The sequence below is a fragment of the Paraburkholderia sp. GAS334 genome, from assembly GCF_050436625.1.
Lineage (GTDB): Bacteria > Pseudomonadota > Gammaproteobacteria > Burkholderiales > Burkholderiaceae > Paraburkholderia.
Window position 1 is genome coordinate 204,727 of the sequence record NZ_JBNDMO010000006.1, and the last position, 16,857, is coordinate 221,583.

Below are 16,857 nucleotides of genomic sequence, written 5' to 3' on the forward strand. Positions count from 1 at the left end.
GCGGAAATGAGTCATACGGAACATCACGCCGTCGCGCCGGAAGTCTCGATCGTCATTCCGGTGTACAACGAAGAGCAGGGTCTTGCTGCCCTCTTCGAGCGCCTGTATCCAGCACTCGACGTGCTTGGCACGACGTATGAAGTGATCTTCATCAACGACGGCAGCCGCGACAAATCCGCCGCCATCCTCGCCGGGCAGTTCCGCGCCCGGCCGGACGTGACGCGCGTGATCCTTTTGAACGGCAACTTCGGTCAGCATATGGCGATTCTCGCGGGCTTCGAGCAATCCCGCGGTGAGATCGTCCTTACCCTCGATGCCGATCTGCAGAATCCGCCCGAAGAAATCGCCAAGCTCGTCGCCAAGATGCGCGAAGGTTACGACTACGTCGGCTCGATCCGCACGCAACGTCAGGACAGCCTCTTCCGGCGCAAGGCATCGCGCGCGATGAACCGTCTGCGCGAGCGCATCACGCGCATCAAGATGACCGATCAGGGCTGCATGCTGCGTGCGTACAGCCGCCAGGTGATCGACACGATCAACCGTTGCGGCGAAATCAACACGTTCATCCCGGCGCTGGCGTACACGTTCGCGCAAAATCCGGTCGAGATCGAGGTCGCCCACGAAGAGCGCTTTGCCGGCGAATCGAAGTATTCGCTTTACAGCCTGATCCGGCTGAATTTCGACCTGGTGACCGGTTTTTCGGTGGTGCCCCTGCAATGGCTGTCGTTCATCGGGGTGATCCTGTCGTTCGGATCCGCCGCGCTGTTCGTGCTGCTGCTGATTCGCCGCTTCATCATCGGGGCGGAAGTGCAAGGTGTGTTCACGCTGTTCGCCATCACGTTCTTCCTGCTCGGCGTGATCATTTTCGCGCTCGGGTTGCTCGGCGAATATATCGGCCGCATCTATCAGCAGGTCCGTGCGCGGCCGCGCTATCTCGTGCAAACGATCCTCGAACAGCGCGACGGCACGACGGTCACGCAGACGCCGCGTCAGACCGTCGTTCAGGGCGTGCAGAATGTGCAGAACGCACCGTTGATCGATCAGGGATCTCAGTCATGAAGCCACGCGCCGTCGTTTTCGCGTATCACAACGTCGGCGTGCGCTGCCTGCAGGTGCTGCTCGCGCGCGGCGTCGAGGTGGCGCTCGTCGTCACGCACGAAGACAGCCCGACCGAGAACATCTGGTTCGGCAGCGTGGCGTCGGTGGCCGCCGGGCATGGCATTCCCGTCGTCACGCCGGCCGATCCGCGCAGCGCCGAACTGCGCGCGGCGGTAAGTGCCGCGCGACCGGATTTCATCTTCTCGTTCTACTACCGGCACATGCTGCCCGTCGACCTGCTGGCGATTGCCGCGCGCGGCGCGTACAACATGCACGGCTCGCTGCTGCCGAAATATCGCGGCCGCGTGCCGACCAACTGGGCCGTGCTGAACGGTGAAACGGAAACCGGCGCGACGCTGCATGAAATGGCCGCGAAGCCGGACGCCGGCGCGATTCTCGCGCAGACACCCGTGCCGATCCTGCCCGACGACACCGCCGCACAGGTGTTCGACAAGGTAACGGTGGCCGCCGAACAGACGTTGTGGCGCGTGTTGCCCGCGCTGCTCGCGGGCGAGGCGCCGCATCTGCCGAATGACCTGACGCACGGCAGCTACTTCGGCGGCCGCAAGCCCGAGGACGGCCGCATCGACTGGAGCAAGCCCGCGCAGCAGGTCTACAACCTGATCCGCGCAGTCGCGCCGCCGTATCCCGGCGCGTTCACGGATATCGACGGCGAGCGTTTTATCGTCGCGCGGGCGCGACTGGTACGTCCTGGCGCGATACAGTCAGATTTGCCGCCGGGTCTGCACGTAAGCGATAATGCCGTTTTTGCGATATGCGGCGACGGTCGCTCGATCGCCATCCACGAATTGCGGCATCAGCGCGACGGGCAGGAAACCGTCGTCACCCCCGCCGGATTCGCCCAGCTCATTCATTCTTCCCGCCATCCTTCATGAAAAAAGTCCTGATTCTGGGTGTGAACGGCTTCATCGGCCATCACCTGTCCAAACGCATTCTCGAAACGACCGACTGGGAAGTGTTCGGGATGGACATGCAGACCGAGCGCCTCGGCGACCTCGTCAACCACGAGCGGATGCACTTCTTCGAAGGCGACATCACGATCAACAAGGAGTGGGTCGAGTATCACGTGAAGAAGTGCGACGTGATCCTGCCGCTCGTCGCGATCGCTACGCCGGCCACGTATGTGAAGCAGCCGCTGCGCGTGTTCGAACTCGACTTCGAGGCGAACCTGCCGATCGTGCGTTCGGCCGTCAAGTACGGCAAGCATCTGGTGTTTCCGTCGACGTCGGAAGTCTATGGCATGTGTTCCGACGAGCAGTTCGATCCGGATGAATCGGCCCTCACCTACGGCCCGATCAACAAGCCGCGCTGGATCTACGCGTGCTCGAAGCAGCTGATGGACCGTGTGATCTGGGGTTACGGCATGGAAGGCCTGAACTTCACGCTGTTCCGTCCGTTCAACTGGATCGGCCCGGGCCTCGACTCGATCTACACGCCGAAGGAAGGCAGCTCGCGCGTGGTCACGCAGTTCCTCGGCCACATCGTGCGCGGCGAAAACATCAGCCTCGTCGATGGCGGCGCGCAAAAGCGTGCGTTCACCGATATCGGCGACGGCATCGATGCGCTGATGAAAATTATCGATAACAAGAACGGTGTTGCGTCGGGCAAGATCTACAACATCGGCAATCCGGTGAACAACTTCTCGGTGCGGGAACTCGCGCACAAGATGCTCGCGCTTGCCGCCGAATTCCCCGAATACGCGGAAACGGCGAAGAAGGTCCAGCTCGTCGAGACGTCGTCGGGTGCGTATTACGGCGCGGGCTATCAGGACGTGCAGAACCGCGTGCCGAAGATCGACAATACGATGCAGGAACTCGGCTGGAAGCCGACTTCCACCTTCGACGAAGCGCTGCGCAAGATTTTCGAAGCGTATCGCGGGCATGTGGGCGAAGCACGCGCGCTGGTCGAACAGCAGTAAAGGGCCGACCTTGCCTCGTATCGTTCTGAAGATCGACGTCGACACGTTGCGCGGCACGCGTGAAGGCGCGCCGAATCTCGCACGCATTTTCGACCGTTTCAAGGCGCGCGCAACATTCCTCTTCAGCCTCGGGCCCGATCACACCGGTTGGGCAATGCGCCGTGTTTTGCGGCCGGGTTTTCTGAAGAAGGTGTCGCGCACATCGGTCGTCGAACATTACGGCGTAAAGCAGCTGATGTACGGCGTGCTGCTGCCCGGCCCCGACGTCGGCGCGCGCGCGGCGTCGGAAATGCGCGCGATCCACGAAGCCGGCTTCGAGTGCGGCATCCATACGTGGGATCACGTGTACTGGCAGGACAACGTCCGCTCGCGTTCGCGCGAATGGACGGCAGGCGAGATGCAGAAAAGCCACGCGCGCTTTATCGAAGTGTTCGGTTCGCCGCCGGTCACGCACGGCGCGGCCGGCTGGCAGATGAATGGCCACGCGTTCGAACAGATCGACGCGTGGGGCATGCAGTACGCGTCCGACGGCCGGGGTCATTCGCCGTATTTTCCGGTGGTCGATGGCCGGCAGCTCTCGCATGTGCAGATGCCCACCACACTGCCGACGCTCGATGAAGTGCTGGGCGTCGATGGCGTGGACACCCGTAACGTGGCGGCCTGGTATCTGAAACTTACCGGGAATAATCCGCGCGATCACGTGTTCACCCTGCATGCGGAACTCGAGGGGCAGAAACTTGCGCCCGTGTTCGAGCAACTGCTCGACGGCTGGCGCGCGCAAGGCTACACGTTTGCGACCATGGGCGACTATCACGCCACACTGGACCGCAGCACGCTGCCATCGTACCCTGTTACGTGGGGTGAAATTCCCGGCCGCTCCGGCGAACTGATCGTCCAGCCTGACTGATCTGTGCCGCGTTTTCCGGCCGTCCCGCGTACCGCGCCAGTTCGCTGTTTCGCCGATTCGCCTATTCCCCCGCTCGATGCTTAAGGTCCTGCGCAGCCGTTTCACCGCGGCGCGCCGGCCAATAACAACCGGAGAACCTCGTGCCCATCGCAGTCGACCAACCCGTCCCCGACTTCACCGCTGCCGCAACGGGCGGCGAGTTCACGCTGTCCAGTCTTCGGGGCAAGAAGGTGGTGCTGTATTTCTATCCGAAGGACAACACGCCGGGCTGCACAACCGAAGGCCTGCAGTTCCGCGATCTGTATCCGAAGTTCAAGAAGGCTGGCGCGGAGATCGTCGGCGTGTCGCGCGACAGCGTCCGTTCGCATGACAATTTCAAGTCAAAGCTCGAACTGCCGTTTACTCTGGTATCGGATCCCGAAGAAACGTTGTGTCAGCTCTTCGGCGTCATGAAACTGAAGAAAATGTATGGCAAAGAAGTACGTGGCATCGAGCGTTCGACGTTCCTGATCGACGCCGAAGGCGTGCTGCGCCAGGAATGGCGCGGCGTCAAGGTGCCGGGGCATGTCGACGAGATTCTGGAAACTGTACAAGGCCTTTGAGGCGCGTTATATTGGGCTGCAATGAGTGACTGTCCATCCCATTCTTTCCGCCGCTGTGCCGCCTTCGACGCCGGTTCTGATACCGCTCCCGTCGGAGAAGTGAGGCGCAACGCGACGACCGAAGTTGAGCCGCTTGCCCCGGTTGCCGGGGCGGCGGCTTTTTTATTTGCGCGAAGCCGCTCTTTCGTACAGCAACGCGTTTTCCTCAAGGAGCTCATCGAAACTCAGGCGAACCGGCATTTCTAGACCAAAGCGCGTCTCCGGACGCAAACTGCGTGCGCGGTTCAGGCACGGCAGGATGCGACAGGCGACGCACGATATGTGACCCGCTTTTTCGAGGGAAACCATGCCTTTGCCTACCGCACCCAGCAAGCTCGGCAATCTCCTGCCGCCTGACGAATACAAGGCGAAAGCCACGACTGCGGCAAAATCCGCCCGCAAACAGGCACACGAAGGAGAGCCGGCACAGACGGCCGCGCAGCCCACCGATTACGGCCGCGCCCATGTCGCCACGCCAATGACGCACGCGGCCAACGCCGCCACGACGCTGCGCCCTGTTCCGGCGTCGTCCGCTGCCGCGCCGGCTGAAGCACCCGCGCCCGGACGTGGCCGCAAGCAGAAACAGACCGCCGCGTTGCTGCAGCCGGTGCCGTCCGCGCGCGCCGAGCCAGCGCAACCCGCGACACAGCCTGTTGTGGCCCGCGCGGGCAAGCAGGCGGATGCCGCGACGCCCGCCGCAGCCGCGCCGACTACCCGCGGCACGGCGAAAAGCCGCGGCCGCAAAACGGATGAAATCGAAGTCCGCAAGCTGTTCGTGCTCGACACGAATGTGCTGATGCACGATCCGAGCTGCCTGTTCCGTTTCGAGGAACACGACGTCTATCTGCCGATGATGACGTTGGAAGAACTCGACAACCACAAGAAAGGTATGTCGGAAGTCGCGCGTAACGCGCGCCAGGTGAGCCGGACGCTCGACGCGCTCGTCGCCAACGCAGGCGCAATGTCGGAAGGCATTTCGCTTTCCCGCCTTGGCAGCCGCGAGGCCGCCGGCCGGCTGTACTTCCAGACGAAACTGACGCACATCGAGCCCGTTGAAGGCCTGCCGCAAGGTAAGGCGGACAACCAGATTCTCGGCGTGGTGCGTGCGTTGCAGCGTGATCGCGAGGATCGCCAGGTCGTGCTGGTGTCGAAAGACATCAACATGCGGATCAAGGCGCACGCGCTCGGGCTGCCCGCGGAAGATTATTTCAACGACCAGGTTCTCGAAGACAGCGACCTGCTCTATTCCGGTATTCGCGCGCTGCCGCAGGACTTCTGGACGAAGCACGCGAAGGGCATGGAAAGCTGGCAGGACACGAAGACCGGGACCACGTACTACCGTGTGACCGGTCCGCTGTGTGCGTCGATGCTCGTCAACGAATTCGTCTACCTTGAGCCGCAGAACGGCGAGCCGGTGTTCCACGCGCTCGTTCGCGAGTTGAACGGCAAGACGGCGCTGTTGCAGACGCTGCGCGACTACGGCCATCACAAGAACAACGTGTGGGGCATCACGGCGCGCAACCGCGAGCAGAATTTCGCGCTCAACCTGCTGATGAATCCGGAGATCGATTTCGTCACGCTGCTCGGGCAGGCTGGTACCGGCAAGACGCTCGTCGCGCTGGCGGCCGGGCTTGCGCAGGTGCTGGACGACAAGCGCTATAACGAGATCATCGTGACGCGGGCGACGGTGCCGGTCGGCGAAGACATCGGATTTCTGCCGGGCACGGAAGAAGAAAAGATGCAGCCGTGGATGGGCGCTTTCGACGACAACCTCGAAGTGCTCCAGAAAACCGACGACGCCGCCGGCGAATGGGGCCGCGCCGCGACGCAGGAACTGATCCGCTCGCGCCTGAAGGTGAAGAGCATGAACTTCATGCGCGGCCGGACGTTCGTGGACAAGTATCTGATCATCGACGAGGCGCAAAACCTGACGCCGAAACAGATAAAGACGCTGGTCACGCGCGCGGGTCCGGGTACCAAGATCATCTGTCTCGGCAACATTGCGCAGATCGATACGCCTTACCTGACGGAAGGGAGTTCGGGCCTGACGTATGTGGTCGACCGCTTCAAGGGTTGGGCGCACAGCGGGCACGTGACGCTGGCGCGAGGCGAACGTTCACGGCTGGCGGATTACGCGTCCGAGATTCTGTAGGTCCAGGTTCTTCTGGTTGGTCTGGAAGCCGCGCCGGTTAGATCCGACGCGGCTTTTTTCATGGCTTCGCGTTTCGCGAAGGCAACACTTAGCGCGTTAACTTCAAGTAAATTATCAGGTTTTGTTGCCCAGCCCTCTTCAGACGGGCTAACATCGCCACATCTTCGCCTTAAGCGGACGCTTACGCTCGTCCGCGTCGCCATGCGCCGACTCGGGTTTTCGCTGCTGATCGTGCTTTTGCTCGCTGCCTGCTCCGGCGCGCCGCAGAAGACTACGCGCGGCACCGCCGGGTCCTCCACATCGACCGCCGGCGCTTATCGCACAACCCCGCCCGGTTTCCCCAACTTCATCGACCATACGGTAGGACGGGAAGAAATCTCAATTCAGGCGATGAGCCTCGTCGGCGTCCCGTATCGCTGGGGCGGCAATACACCGGATAGCGGCTTCGACTGCAGCGGGCTGGTGCGGTATGTGGTTTCGCGAGCCGCTTCCGTGGACCTGCCGCGCACGACAGCCGACATGAGCGGCCGCGGCGAATCGATCGAACCTGACGAAATCGCAACCGGCGACCTGATTTTCTTCAACACGACCGGACGACCGCACTCGCACGTCGGCATTTACGTCGGCAAACTCCGCTTTGTGAATGCCCCTTCGACCGGTGGCACCGTGCGACTCGACTATCTGACAAATCCGTACTGGGCGAAGCGGTTCGACGGCATACGCCGGGTTGCGCCGCCGGGTGCGAAGCCCGCGCCGTTCGATACGCCGACTTATCAGGCATCGGTTGCGCCAGGGTCTGACGGCTCGTCTCCTGCGCAGGCGGGCTCCCGGCCGGCCGCCCAGTCTGCGTACGGCGCCGCTGGTGCGGGCGTTTCGTCCGCGCAGCCGTCTATGCGCGTCGTAGCCAGTGCGCCGCGTACGATGTCGCCGGGCGCGTCAACCGCGCCTTCGCCTGCCGCGCTTGCCACCGTTCCGGCCTCTCCGGGTGCGGCATCTCCCGATCCGTTCGAGCCACCGCCTCCCGGCATGACCGCTGCACAGATACAGGCGCAGGGCGCCGGTGCGACGACTCCGCTCGTCGTATCCGGCGCGCGGGCCCAGACGGACTCGGGTGTGCCCGCTTCAGCCCAAACCGCCGTTTCTCCGTCATCGCAATCGCCTTCGACCGCAACCGCCCGCGTGCCCGACGCCATCGACGCCGCAGCCGATGCCTTCGAACCACCGCCGCCCGCTGCGGTCGCAGCGCGTCAGGCACAGCAGGCGCAACAATCCCGGCAGACACAACAAACGCCGCCATCCGATGGCGATAGCGGCGTACCGATCATGCGCGCATCGACCGCCTCTCGCCCCCTTCCCGCTCCCACTCAAACCGGCGATGACCCAATCGCCCGTTTCGCTATCGGCAGTTTCTGACTTTCGCTTTGCTCAGTCCATATGCCGTTCGGCCGACTCGCCGGAGGTCCGAGGCTCTGCTATCGTTGCCCATATTCTCCTGACGGCGGGTGACAAACGATGGATCTCGGTCTGAAAGACAAAGTAGTGTTGATCACGGGCGGCAGCAAAGGTATCGGGCTCGCCTGTGCACGCGCATTTGCCACTGAAGGCGCGAAAGTCGCGATCGTATCCCGCGACCCTGCGAATCTCGCCCGTGCCCGCGAGCAACTGGCGAAAGAAGGTCTGCATGTTCACCTGACGCGAGCGGATCTGCACGAGCCGCACAGTGCTGCGGATGTCGTCGAAGAAGCCAGCCAGGCCATGGGCCCCATCGATATCCTGATCAACAGCGCTGGCGCCGCGAAACGCTACGATCCGGAGTCGCTCGACGCGGCCGCGTTCAAGGCAACGATGGAGGCCAAATATTTTCCGTACATCTATCCCCAGCAGGAAGTGCTACGCCGGATGGTCGAACGCGTAAAGGCGGGAGGAGGATCGGAGCCCGGCACGATCGTGAACGTGATTGGAATGGGCGGGAAGATCGCCAGCGACATTCACATCGCCGGGGGCGCCGCGAACGCGGCACTGATGCTGGCCACGGTCGGGCTCGCGCACTATTACGCGCGCTACGGTATCCGGATCAACGCAATCAACCCGGGCGCAACGCTGACCGAGCGGGTCGAGGAAGCCCTGAAACTGGAAGCCGACCAGCAGGGTATCGGCACAGAAGAAGCGCTCTCGCGTGGACAGGCGAAGGTGCCGCTCGGGCGCTACGCAAAGCCGGAAGAAATCGCCGACGTCGTCCTCTTCCTCGCCAGCCGCCGCGCGAGTTACGTAACGGGTGCGATCATCCCCATGGACGGTGGAAGCGCGCCGCTGATCTGAAGCGATGCGGCGCGCGACCAGTCTGACAGACTTACATCAGACGGTGACCGACCCACCATCCGGCCGCAGCGAGCGCCGCCGATGCCGGGATCGTGAGAACCCAGGCCCAGACGATGTTGCCGGCCACGCCCCAGCGTACGGCGCTCAGCTTTCGCGTTGCACCGACGCCGACAATCGCGCCGGTGATCGTATGTGTGGTCGATACCGGAATGCCGAGCCAGGAAGCGATGAACAGCGTGATCGCGCCGCCCGTCTCAGCGCAAAAACCACCGACCGGCTTGAGCTTCGTGATCTTCTGGCCCATCGTACGGACGATCCGCCAGCCGCCGAACAGGGTGCCAAGGCCCATCGAAAGATAGCAGCCGCCGATCACCCAGATCGGCGGAGCATCGGCTGTTGCCGACGCGTAGCCGGTCGCGATGAGGAGCATCCAGATGATGCCGATGGTTTTCTGCGCGTCATTGCCGCCGTGACCGAGGCTGTACAGTCCAGCCGACACCAGCTGCAGCCGCCGGAAACGCCGGTCGACCTTGCTTGGCGGCGTACGGAAATAGAGCCACGACACCGCCAGCATGAAGAACGATCCAAGCACAAAGCCCAGCAGCGGCGAGAAGAAAATGAACGCGACCGTTTTCAGGAGGCCGTCGAAATTGAGCGCCCCCCACCCCGACTTCGCCAGCGCCGCGCCGACGAGACCACCGATCAGCGCATGCGACGAACTCGACGGAATACCGTAGTACCACGTGACGACATTCCAGCCGATCGCACCGACAAGCGCGCCGAATATGACGTAGTGGTCAACGATGCCCGGGTCGATCGTGCCCTTGCCAACCGTCTGCGCGACCTTCAGGTGAAAGATGAAATACGCGATGACGTTAAAAGCCGCCGCGAAAGCTACTGCCTGTTGCGGCTTCAGAACACCAGTCGATACGACGGTCGCGATCGAATTCGCGGCGTCGTGAAAACCGTTCATGAAGTCGAATACAAGGGCGACAGCGACGAGGGCGACGACTATCCATATAGCGAGTTGAATCGATTGCATCTCAGGCGTTTTCCAGCACGATGCCTTCGATGATGTTCGCCACATCCTCGCATTTGTCCGTGATCGTCTCGAGCAGTTCGTAGATTGCCTTGAGCTTGATCAGCGTCTTCACGTTGTCTTCCTCGCGGAAGAGCTTCGACATCGCGGAACGCAGTACGCGGTCCGCTTCCGATTCGAGACGGTCGATGTCCTCGCACGCCTTCAGTATCTGGCTCGCCTGCTTCATGTCGGATAGCAGACTGACCGCGAACTGCACACGCTCCGACGCGGCCGTGCAGATATGCGCCAGCTGGCTCGCTTCGGAGGTCACCGCCTGCACGTCATAGAGCGAAATGGCGGTAGCGACGTCCTCCATCAGGTCGAGGATGTCGTCCATCGTCGTGATCAGCTTGTGGATCTCGTCGCGGTCGAGCGGCGTGATGAAGGTCTTGTGCAGCAGGTCGATGGCTTCGTGCGTCAGCTTGTCGGCGGCCTTTTCGGCGGACTGCACGTTCTGCTTGTGGATCTCGGCGTCCGACAGGTTGTCGATCAGCAGCTCGAGTTCGCGGCTTGCCAAGATAATGCAACTGGCGTGCGCGTTGAAAATTTCAAAGAACTTGCCCTCGGTGGGCATGAATCGACCGAACATTGGGATCCCGGAAATTAGTCACGGTTGTGGCTGTCATAAAACCGCAATATTGTACCGTCGCGACCGGGATGTCGCACTTGTGACAGCGTGGTTACAACAGATCAGCCAGATACGGCTTTACTCGCCGTAGAAGTTCTGCGCGCCGGCAAAATTGTCGAACTTCGTAAATTGACCGTGGAACGTGAGCCGAACCGGACCGATCGGGCCGTTACGCTGTTTGCCGATGATGATTTCGGCCGTGCCCTTGTCCTGGCTGTCCGGGTTATAGACTTCGTCGCGGTAGATGAAGAGAATCACGTCCGCGTCCTGCTCAATAGCACCGGATTCACGCAGGTCCGACATGATCGGACGCTTGTTGGGACGTTGTTCGAGGCCGCGATTCAGCTGCGACAACGCGATCACCGGGACATCGAGTTCCTTGGCCAGACTCTTCAGCGAACGGGAAATTTCAGAAATTTCGGTCGCCCGGTTCTCACCCGATGACGAACCGCTCATCAGCTGCAGGTAGTCGATGATGATGAGGCCAAGTTTGCCGCACTGACGCGACAGGCGTCGCGCGCGTGAGCGCAGTTCCATTGGGTTCAGACCGCCGGTTTCATCAATGAAGATTTGCGCTTCGCTCATCTTCTGCACGGCGTGCGTCAGTTTCGGCCAGTCTTCGTCGGTCAGGCGGCCGGTTCGCATCCGGTGCTGGTCGAGCCTGCCGACGGAGCCGAGCATACGCATCGTCAGCTGTGTGCCCGGCATTTCCATCGAGAACACCGCAACCGGCAAGCCATACTCCACGGCGACGTATTCGCCGATGTTCATCGAGAACGCCGTCTTACCCATCGAAGGCCGGCCGGCGACGATGATCAGCTCGCCGCCGTGCATACCGGACGTCATCCGGTCAAGGTCGACGAAACCCGTCGGCGTGCCCGTGACGTCGCTCGGATTGGCCGTGTGGTACAACGTGTCGATCCGCTCGACGACCTGCGTCAGCAGCGGTCCGATTTCCAGGAAGCCCTGCGTCCCGCGCGCACCGTCTTCGGCGATCGAAAACACCTTCGATTCCGCCTCGTCCAGCAACTGGCGCACTTCCTTGCCCTGCGGATTGAACGCGTCAGCCGAAATTTCATCAGCCACCGAAACGAGGCGCCGCAACACCGCCCGATCCCGCACGATTTCCGCGTACCGGCGAATATTCGCCGCACTCGGCGTGTTCTGCGCGAGTGCATTGAGATACGCGAGGCCGCCGACGTCTTCCGCCTTCCCCGACGTCCCGAGCGCCTCGTACACCGTGATCACGTCGGCCGGACGCGTCGCCGCGATCAGCTTGCCGATGTGCTCGAATATGATCCGGTGGTCGTAGCGGTAAAAATCGCTCTGCGACAGGAAATCCGCAATGCGGTCCCACGCGGCATTGTCCAGCAGCAGGCCGCCGAGCACCGATTGCTCGGCCTCGATTGAGTGCGGCGGGACTTTCAGCGATTCGAGTTGGGGATCTTTCGACGGTGCGTTCATGGAAACGGATTATCGGGTAAATGACGGCGTCAGGAAACCAGAAATGCAGCGTCGGGGACGGAAACGACAGAAACAAAAAAGCGGGAGCCGGTTACCCGGCTCCCGCCTTCTGCCAGAAACAATCTGGCAAATACTGCTCAGTACGTGGGCGTCGTCTTAGACGTGCTCGCCCAGCACCGACACCGTCACATCGACGAGAACGTCGGTGTGCAGCGAGATCTGCACCGGATGGTCGCCGACCAGCTTGAGCGGACCTTCCGGCAGACGCACTTGCGCCTTCTCAACGGCAAAGCCTTGCTTGACCAGTGCGTCAGCGATGTCAGCGTTCGTCACCGAGCCGAACAGACGGCCGTCGACGCCAGCCTTCTGGCCGATCTGAACCGTCGAGCCTGCCAGCTTTTCGCCTTGGGCTTGAGCGGCTGCCAGCTTTTCAGCGGCGATCTTTTCGAGTTCCGCGCGGCGGACTTCGAATTCAGCGATCGCTTCCTTCGTGGCACGGCGAGCGCGCTTGTTCGGGATCAGGAAGTTACGTGCGTAACCGTCCTTGACCTTGACGATATCGCCCAGGTTACCCAGGTTGACGACTTTTTCGAGAAGAATGATCTGCATTCGGATGCTCCTTGTTGCGTCGTCGGGTTAGGCCTTGTGCTGGTCGGTGTACGGCACGAGCGCGAGGAAACGCGCGCGCTTGATTGCCGTATCCAGCTGGCGTTGATAGTGCGACTTCGTACCCGTGAGACGCGCCGGCGTGATCTTGCCGTTCTCGCCGATGAAGTCCTTCAGCGTTTCGATGTCCTTGTAGTCGATCTGGTCGACACCGGCTGCCGTGAAACGGCAGAACTTCTTGCGCTTGAAGAGCGGATTTTGTTGCTGACGACGCTTGTCGAATTTCTTACCAGTCGGGCGGGGCATGTTCAGTCCTTTCCAATGTCCTGCAATTCTGTGATGTGAAACACCAGGGTTCGCGCGTTGCGGCTCTTTTTAGCCAGAAAACCGGTGAAGAGCGTTTCGACGCCCATTCCACACTTTTCCAGCCTGCCGCTCGTCTCGCCGGCGGCCACCGCCGGCATGGTCAGTTCGACTTGCCGGGTAATGCCGGCTTCGACGACTTCCGTGCGGTGAAGCAACGTACAGCTTGCAATCGGAACGCCGGCGGGGGTGTACCGCACCGGTTCGCGTTCGACAACGCTGCCTGTCAGTTGCAGCCTGTTCACGAGAGCGACGCTTTATTCCTGGTGGCTTAAATAACTAACTGTCTTAAGCCTGCGCTTCGGACGGTTGCGTAGCAGCCGCCTTCTTGGCTTCTTCGCGCTGCACTTCCTTCATCATCGGCGACGGGCCGGTTTCAGCCTTCTTCTGCTTGACGATGAGGTGACGCAGAACCGCGTCGTTGAACTTGAATGCGTGTTCCAGCTCGTCGAGCGTGGTTTGATCGCATTCGATGTTCATGCAGACGTAGTGTGCCTTCGCGAGTTTCTCGATCATGTAGGCCAGCTGGCGACGGCCCCAGTCTTCGATACGATGGATCTGACCACCGTGCGACGTGATCGTGCTCTTGTAACGCTCGATCATGGCGGGCACCTGCTCGCTTTGATCGGGATGCACGATAAATACGATTTCGTAATGACGCATATTCACTCCTTGTGCTGACTTATGGATAGAAGCCACCCGGGCGTCGAAACCGGTGTGGCAAGTGAGAAGCCGGAGAATGTAGCACGAATGGGGTCAGCACGCAAGGCCTGACGTGGATTTCCGCATCGATTCAACCGTGTTTTCAATGGGTTATCGCGCGGGACAACGATCGCCGTCGAATCGGCCCAGAGGAGAAGCTACGGGCCGTCAATGACTGACGGCACGGTCGGGCAAGTGCGGACACGTGCGGGTGCAAACCGGCACGAATCATCGCGGATCCGGGCGAATCCGGATAATAAACTCACTCAGACGTCTGCGGACGGGCCTTGAACGCCGCCTCCAGCGCAGTCAGCGTCTCGGGCGCGGCGTCCGTGACCGCCCACCAGATCATGCCCCCTTCGTGCCAGCGCGCAAGCGAATAGCCGTCACGAACCTGCGTCGAAGCGGACGTAGCGGTGGAACCGCCCGCGCCCCCCGGATCCGCGTCAGGAAACACATACACGTCGATGACGTGCTTGCGGTAGCGGTAGGTCAGCACTCCCACCCTCCGATGGCCGACGTAATCCAGCCGGCCGCCGGCCAGCGGGAAACCGCTCGCCGCGAGATCCACAACCGGCGGCGCATAGTCGAGCCGGCCGTTGAACCACGGCTTCACGGTGTGCTGATCCGACGAGATGACGTCGATGTCGCGTCCCGACAGCTGTGCGCGGACGTGGCTCGATACCAGTTCGTCGACGAACGGGTTGGCGTCGGCGGGACGACGCAGTGTCAACGCGACGCTCGCGACGACCGCACACAACGCGATCATCAGCACGGTCAGCCAGCCCGAGCCGAGCGTCCTTCCATATGCCGCGCCGCCGCCCCCACCCACCGGCAGGCGCAAACCGTCGAACCAGGGAAACCGCCAGCCACGCTTTCGCGCCCCCGCCGGCAAAGATGAAAACTCCGCCGCAGGCAGACCCGCGAGAATGCGCGAGCGCAGCGCATCCGGCGCACGATGATAGTCCGCCTGACGGATCGCACCGCTCAGCGCACGCACGATCTCGGTTTCACGCTGGCACGCCGCGCAACCGGCCACATGCTGCTGTACGCGGCGCTCATCGACCGGTGGCAGCTCCCGGTCGACGCTGGCATCGAGGAGCGGACGCACTTCGTTACAGTCCATCTGGCGTCTCCCGGTTTGCTCCAGCGGCCGCGGCACCCGGATCCCCGGACGACGTCCAACCACCTTCAGACGCGCCCCGCGCGGAAGCACGCTCCGCCGAAGCGTCCGCCTGGCGAGTTCGTGCGCTATCCCGTCCGCCATCGGCATCCGGATGCCTCCGCTCGCTACCCCGCGCCTCCAGCGCGGTCAACGCCAGAGCCAGCCTTCGCCTGCCCCGTGCCAGCCGCGACATCACCGTCCCGACAGGCAGATCGGCGACGATCGCGATCTCGCGATAACTCAGTTCCTCCAGTTCACGCAAAATCAGCACCTCGCGATACTCCACCGGCAGTTTTTCGAGCGCCGCATGCACGCGCCGCGTGTCTTCCTCACGGATCAGCAGTGCCTGCGGATCGATGCTCGCCTCGCTCCAGCCGTCGAACGCGGCCTCTTCCTGCGAGTCGTCGAACCCGGCGACTTCGCGCGACGACGCCCTTCTGCGCCACTCCGTGTACCACGTGCGACGCACGATCGCGAGCAGCCATGGGCGGGCATTGTCGCCACGGAACGTATCGAAAAAACGGAATGCGCGCATATAGGCTTCCTGGACGATGTCGTCGGCATCGCTGGCATTGCCGGACAACCAGCGCGCGAGGTTGAAAGCAGCATCGAGATGCGGCAGCGCCAGTTGCTGGAAACGACGACTGCGCGCGGCTTCGTCGCCGTTTCCTGTTGCGGTTGTTTCGGTCTGGCGCACGCGGGCCCTCCTGGCTTCACGGCTGGAATACTGGTTGCACACCGAGTTTATTCCCGCACCTGCCGCATCACGGCGAAATAAATCAGGAATAAGGCCCGCGTCCGGGCTGCCCGGCTGGAACCGGGCACGCGACGACGATTTCTTCTCCGTGCAGTTCACGCGATCACACCACGCCGCTCCAGTAACCGTCGCGCGCGTACACGTCCTTCAGAAAATCGATGAAGTAGCGCACCTTCGCCGGCACGTAACGCTGCTGCGGGTACACCGCGAGAATGTCGTAGTCGGGCAGCGCGAATTCATCGAGCACGGTTTCGAGTTCGCCGCGGGCGAGTTGCTGCTGCACTTCCCACGTTGAGCGCCAGCCGAGCCCGAGCCCTTCCGACACCCAGCGATGCAGCAGTTCGCCGTCGTTGCAATCGAGCGTCCCGCCGACGCGTACCGTCGCCAGCTTGCCATTGCGCCGGAAGTACCAGCCGCGGTTCTGGCCGCCCTGCAGGTTGAACGCGAGGCAATTGTGCTGCGGCAGGTCTTCGAGCGTCTTCGGCCGGCCGTGTTTGCGGAAATACTCCGGCGTGCCGCACACCACGCGCCGGTTCGTCGCGAGCTTCACCGCGACGAAATTCGGATCGACCGCGCCGCCGATGCGAATCGACAGGTCGTAACCCTCGCGCACGAGATCGACCACGCGATCGGTCAGGTTGAATGACAGCTGCAATTCTGGCTTGTCAGCCAGAAACGCGGGCGCGAGCGGCGCGACGTGCTTGCGTCCGAACGCTGCCGGCGCCGATACGATGAGATGGCCGGTCACCGCGCGCCGCCCTGCCGTCAACTCGTCTTCCGCCTGATCCCACTCCGTCAGCAGCCCGCGACACCGTTCGAGAAACGCGGCGCCTTCCTCGCTGACGACAAGCCGCCGCGTCGAGCGGTACATCAGCTTCACGCCGAGCCGTTTTTCGAGCGCGTCGATACGCCGTCCGAGGATCACCGGCGACACGCCCTCTTCCAGCGCCGCCGCCGCAAGACTGCCCGCGTCAGCGACGCGCACGAAGGTTTCGATCTGCTTGAAGCGGTCCATTCCCTGTCTCCTGTCGCCCA

At 62.3% G+C, this 16,857-nt stretch carries 18 protein-coding genes; 8 read left to right on the forward strand and 10 right to left on the reverse strand.

Annotated features, from left to right (window positions below; translation table 11 throughout):
* The first annotated feature begins 6 nt into the window (after positions 1-6).
* The 8 genes from P3T21_RS13770 (at position 7) to P3T21_RS13805 (ending at position 9,056) form a co-directional block, all read left to right on the forward strand.
* A complete protein-coding gene (locus P3T21_RS13770; protein ID WP_429256482.1) occupies positions 7-1,059 on the forward strand; it encodes a glycosyltransferase in 1,053 nt (350 codons plus the stop codon).
* Complete coding sequence (locus tag P3T21_RS13775; RefSeq protein ID WP_429256483.1) at positions 1,056-1,994, forward strand: formyltransferase; 939 nt, start codon at positions 1,056-1,058, stop codon at positions 1,992-1,994. The genes P3T21_RS13770 and P3T21_RS13775 overlap by 4 nt, the downstream gene beginning before the upstream one ends.
* Positions 1,991-3,037: a bifunctional UDP-4-keto-pentose/UDP-xylose synthase gene (locus P3T21_RS13780; protein WP_429256484.1), complete on the forward strand. Its 1,047-nt coding sequence runs from the start codon at positions 1,991-1,993 to the stop codon at positions 3,035-3,037. Before P3T21_RS13775 ends, P3T21_RS13780 begins: the two co-directional genes overlap by 4 nt.
* 10 nt (positions 3,038-3,047) lie before the next feature.
* Positions 3,048-3,944 (forward strand): polysaccharide deacetylase family protein, encoded by an 897-nt coding sequence (locus tag P3T21_RS13785; protein ID WP_429256485.1) that lies wholly within the window; start codon positions 3,048-3,050, stop codon positions 3,942-3,944.
* Positions 3,945-4,084: 140 nt separating this feature from the next.
* Positions 4,085-4,546, forward strand: a complete 462-nt coding sequence (locus P3T21_RS13790) for a peroxiredoxin (protein ID WP_429256486.1) — start codon at positions 4,085-4,087, stop codon at positions 4,544-4,546.
* Between the two features lie 346 nt (positions 4,547-4,892).
* Positions 4,893-6,737 (forward strand): PhoH family protein, encoded by a 1,845-nt coding sequence (locus tag P3T21_RS13795; RefSeq protein WP_429256487.1) that lies wholly within the window; start codon positions 4,893-4,895, stop codon positions 6,735-6,737.
* Positions 6,738-6,938: 201 nt separating this feature from the next.
* Complete coding sequence (locus P3T21_RS13800) at positions 6,939-8,150, forward strand: NlpC/P60 family protein (RefSeq protein WP_429256488.1); 1,212 nt, start codon at positions 6,939-6,941, stop codon at positions 8,148-8,150.
* Positions 8,151-8,249: 99 nt separating this feature from the next.
* Positions 8,250-9,056, forward strand: a complete 807-nt coding sequence (locus P3T21_RS13805) for an SDR family NAD(P)-dependent oxidoreductase (protein ID WP_429256489.1) — start codon at positions 8,250-8,252, stop codon at positions 9,054-9,056.
* A 31-nt stretch (positions 9,057-9,087) separates the two neighbouring features.
* On the opposite strand, the gene P3T21_RS13810 is transcribed toward P3T21_RS13805, so the two are convergent.
* The 10 genes from P3T21_RS13810 to P3T21_RS13855 form a co-directional block, all read right to left on the reverse strand.
* On the reverse strand, positions 9,088-10,098 hold the full coding sequence (locus P3T21_RS13810) for an inorganic phosphate transporter (protein ID WP_429256490.1): 1,011 nt from the start codon (positions 10,096-10,098) through the stop codon (positions 9,088-9,090).
* Between the two features lies 1 nt (position 10,099).
* Entirely contained in the window at positions 10,100-10,726 is a 627-nt protein-coding gene (locus P3T21_RS13815; RefSeq protein ID WP_429256491.1) for a DUF47 domain-containing protein, read from the reverse strand.
* 117 nt (positions 10,727-10,843) lie between these two features.
* Complete coding sequence (locus P3T21_RS13820; protein ID WP_429256492.1) at positions 10,844-12,229, reverse strand: replicative DNA helicase; 1,386 nt, start codon at positions 12,227-12,229, stop codon at positions 10,844-10,846.
* 156 nt (positions 12,230-12,385) lie between these two features.
* A complete protein-coding gene (gene rplI / locus P3T21_RS13825) occupies positions 12,386-12,838 on the reverse strand; it encodes a 50S ribosomal protein L9 (RefSeq protein ID WP_429256493.1) in 453 nt (150 codons plus the stop codon).
* Positions 12,839-12,865: 27 nt separating this feature from the next.
* Complete coding sequence (rpsR, locus tag P3T21_RS13830; protein WP_074264854.1) at positions 12,866-13,141, reverse strand: 30S ribosomal protein S18; 276 nt, start codon at positions 13,139-13,141, stop codon at positions 12,866-12,868.
* A 2-nt stretch (positions 13,142-13,143) separates the two neighbouring features.
* A complete protein-coding gene (gene priB / locus P3T21_RS13835; RefSeq protein ID WP_228974515.1) occupies positions 13,144-13,443 on the reverse strand; it encodes a primosomal replication protein N in 300 nt (99 codons plus the stop codon).
* 43 nt (positions 13,444-13,486) lie between these two features.
* Entirely contained in the window at positions 13,487-13,861 is a 375-nt protein-coding gene (gene rpsF / locus P3T21_RS13840) for a 30S ribosomal protein S6 (RefSeq protein WP_137958266.1), read from the reverse strand.
* 301 nt (positions 13,862-14,162) lie between these two features.
* Positions 14,163-15,026 carry an anti-sigma factor family protein gene (locus P3T21_RS13845; protein ID WP_429256494.1) on the reverse strand — a complete coding sequence of 288 codons (864 nt, stop codon included), beginning with the start codon at positions 15,024-15,026 and terminating at the stop codon, positions 14,163-14,165.
* Complete coding sequence (locus tag P3T21_RS13850; protein WP_429256495.1) at positions 15,016-15,762, reverse strand: RNA polymerase sigma factor; 747 nt, start codon at positions 15,760-15,762, stop codon at positions 15,016-15,018. Before P3T21_RS13850 ends, P3T21_RS13845 begins: the two co-directional genes overlap by 11 nt.
* Positions 15,763-15,925: 163 nt before the next feature.
* Positions 15,926-16,837 carry a LysR family transcriptional regulator gene (locus P3T21_RS13855; protein WP_429256496.1) on the reverse strand — a complete coding sequence of 304 codons (912 nt, stop codon included), beginning with the start codon at positions 16,835-16,837 and terminating at the stop codon, positions 15,926-15,928.
* Positions 16,838-16,857: the final 20 nt, after the last annotated feature.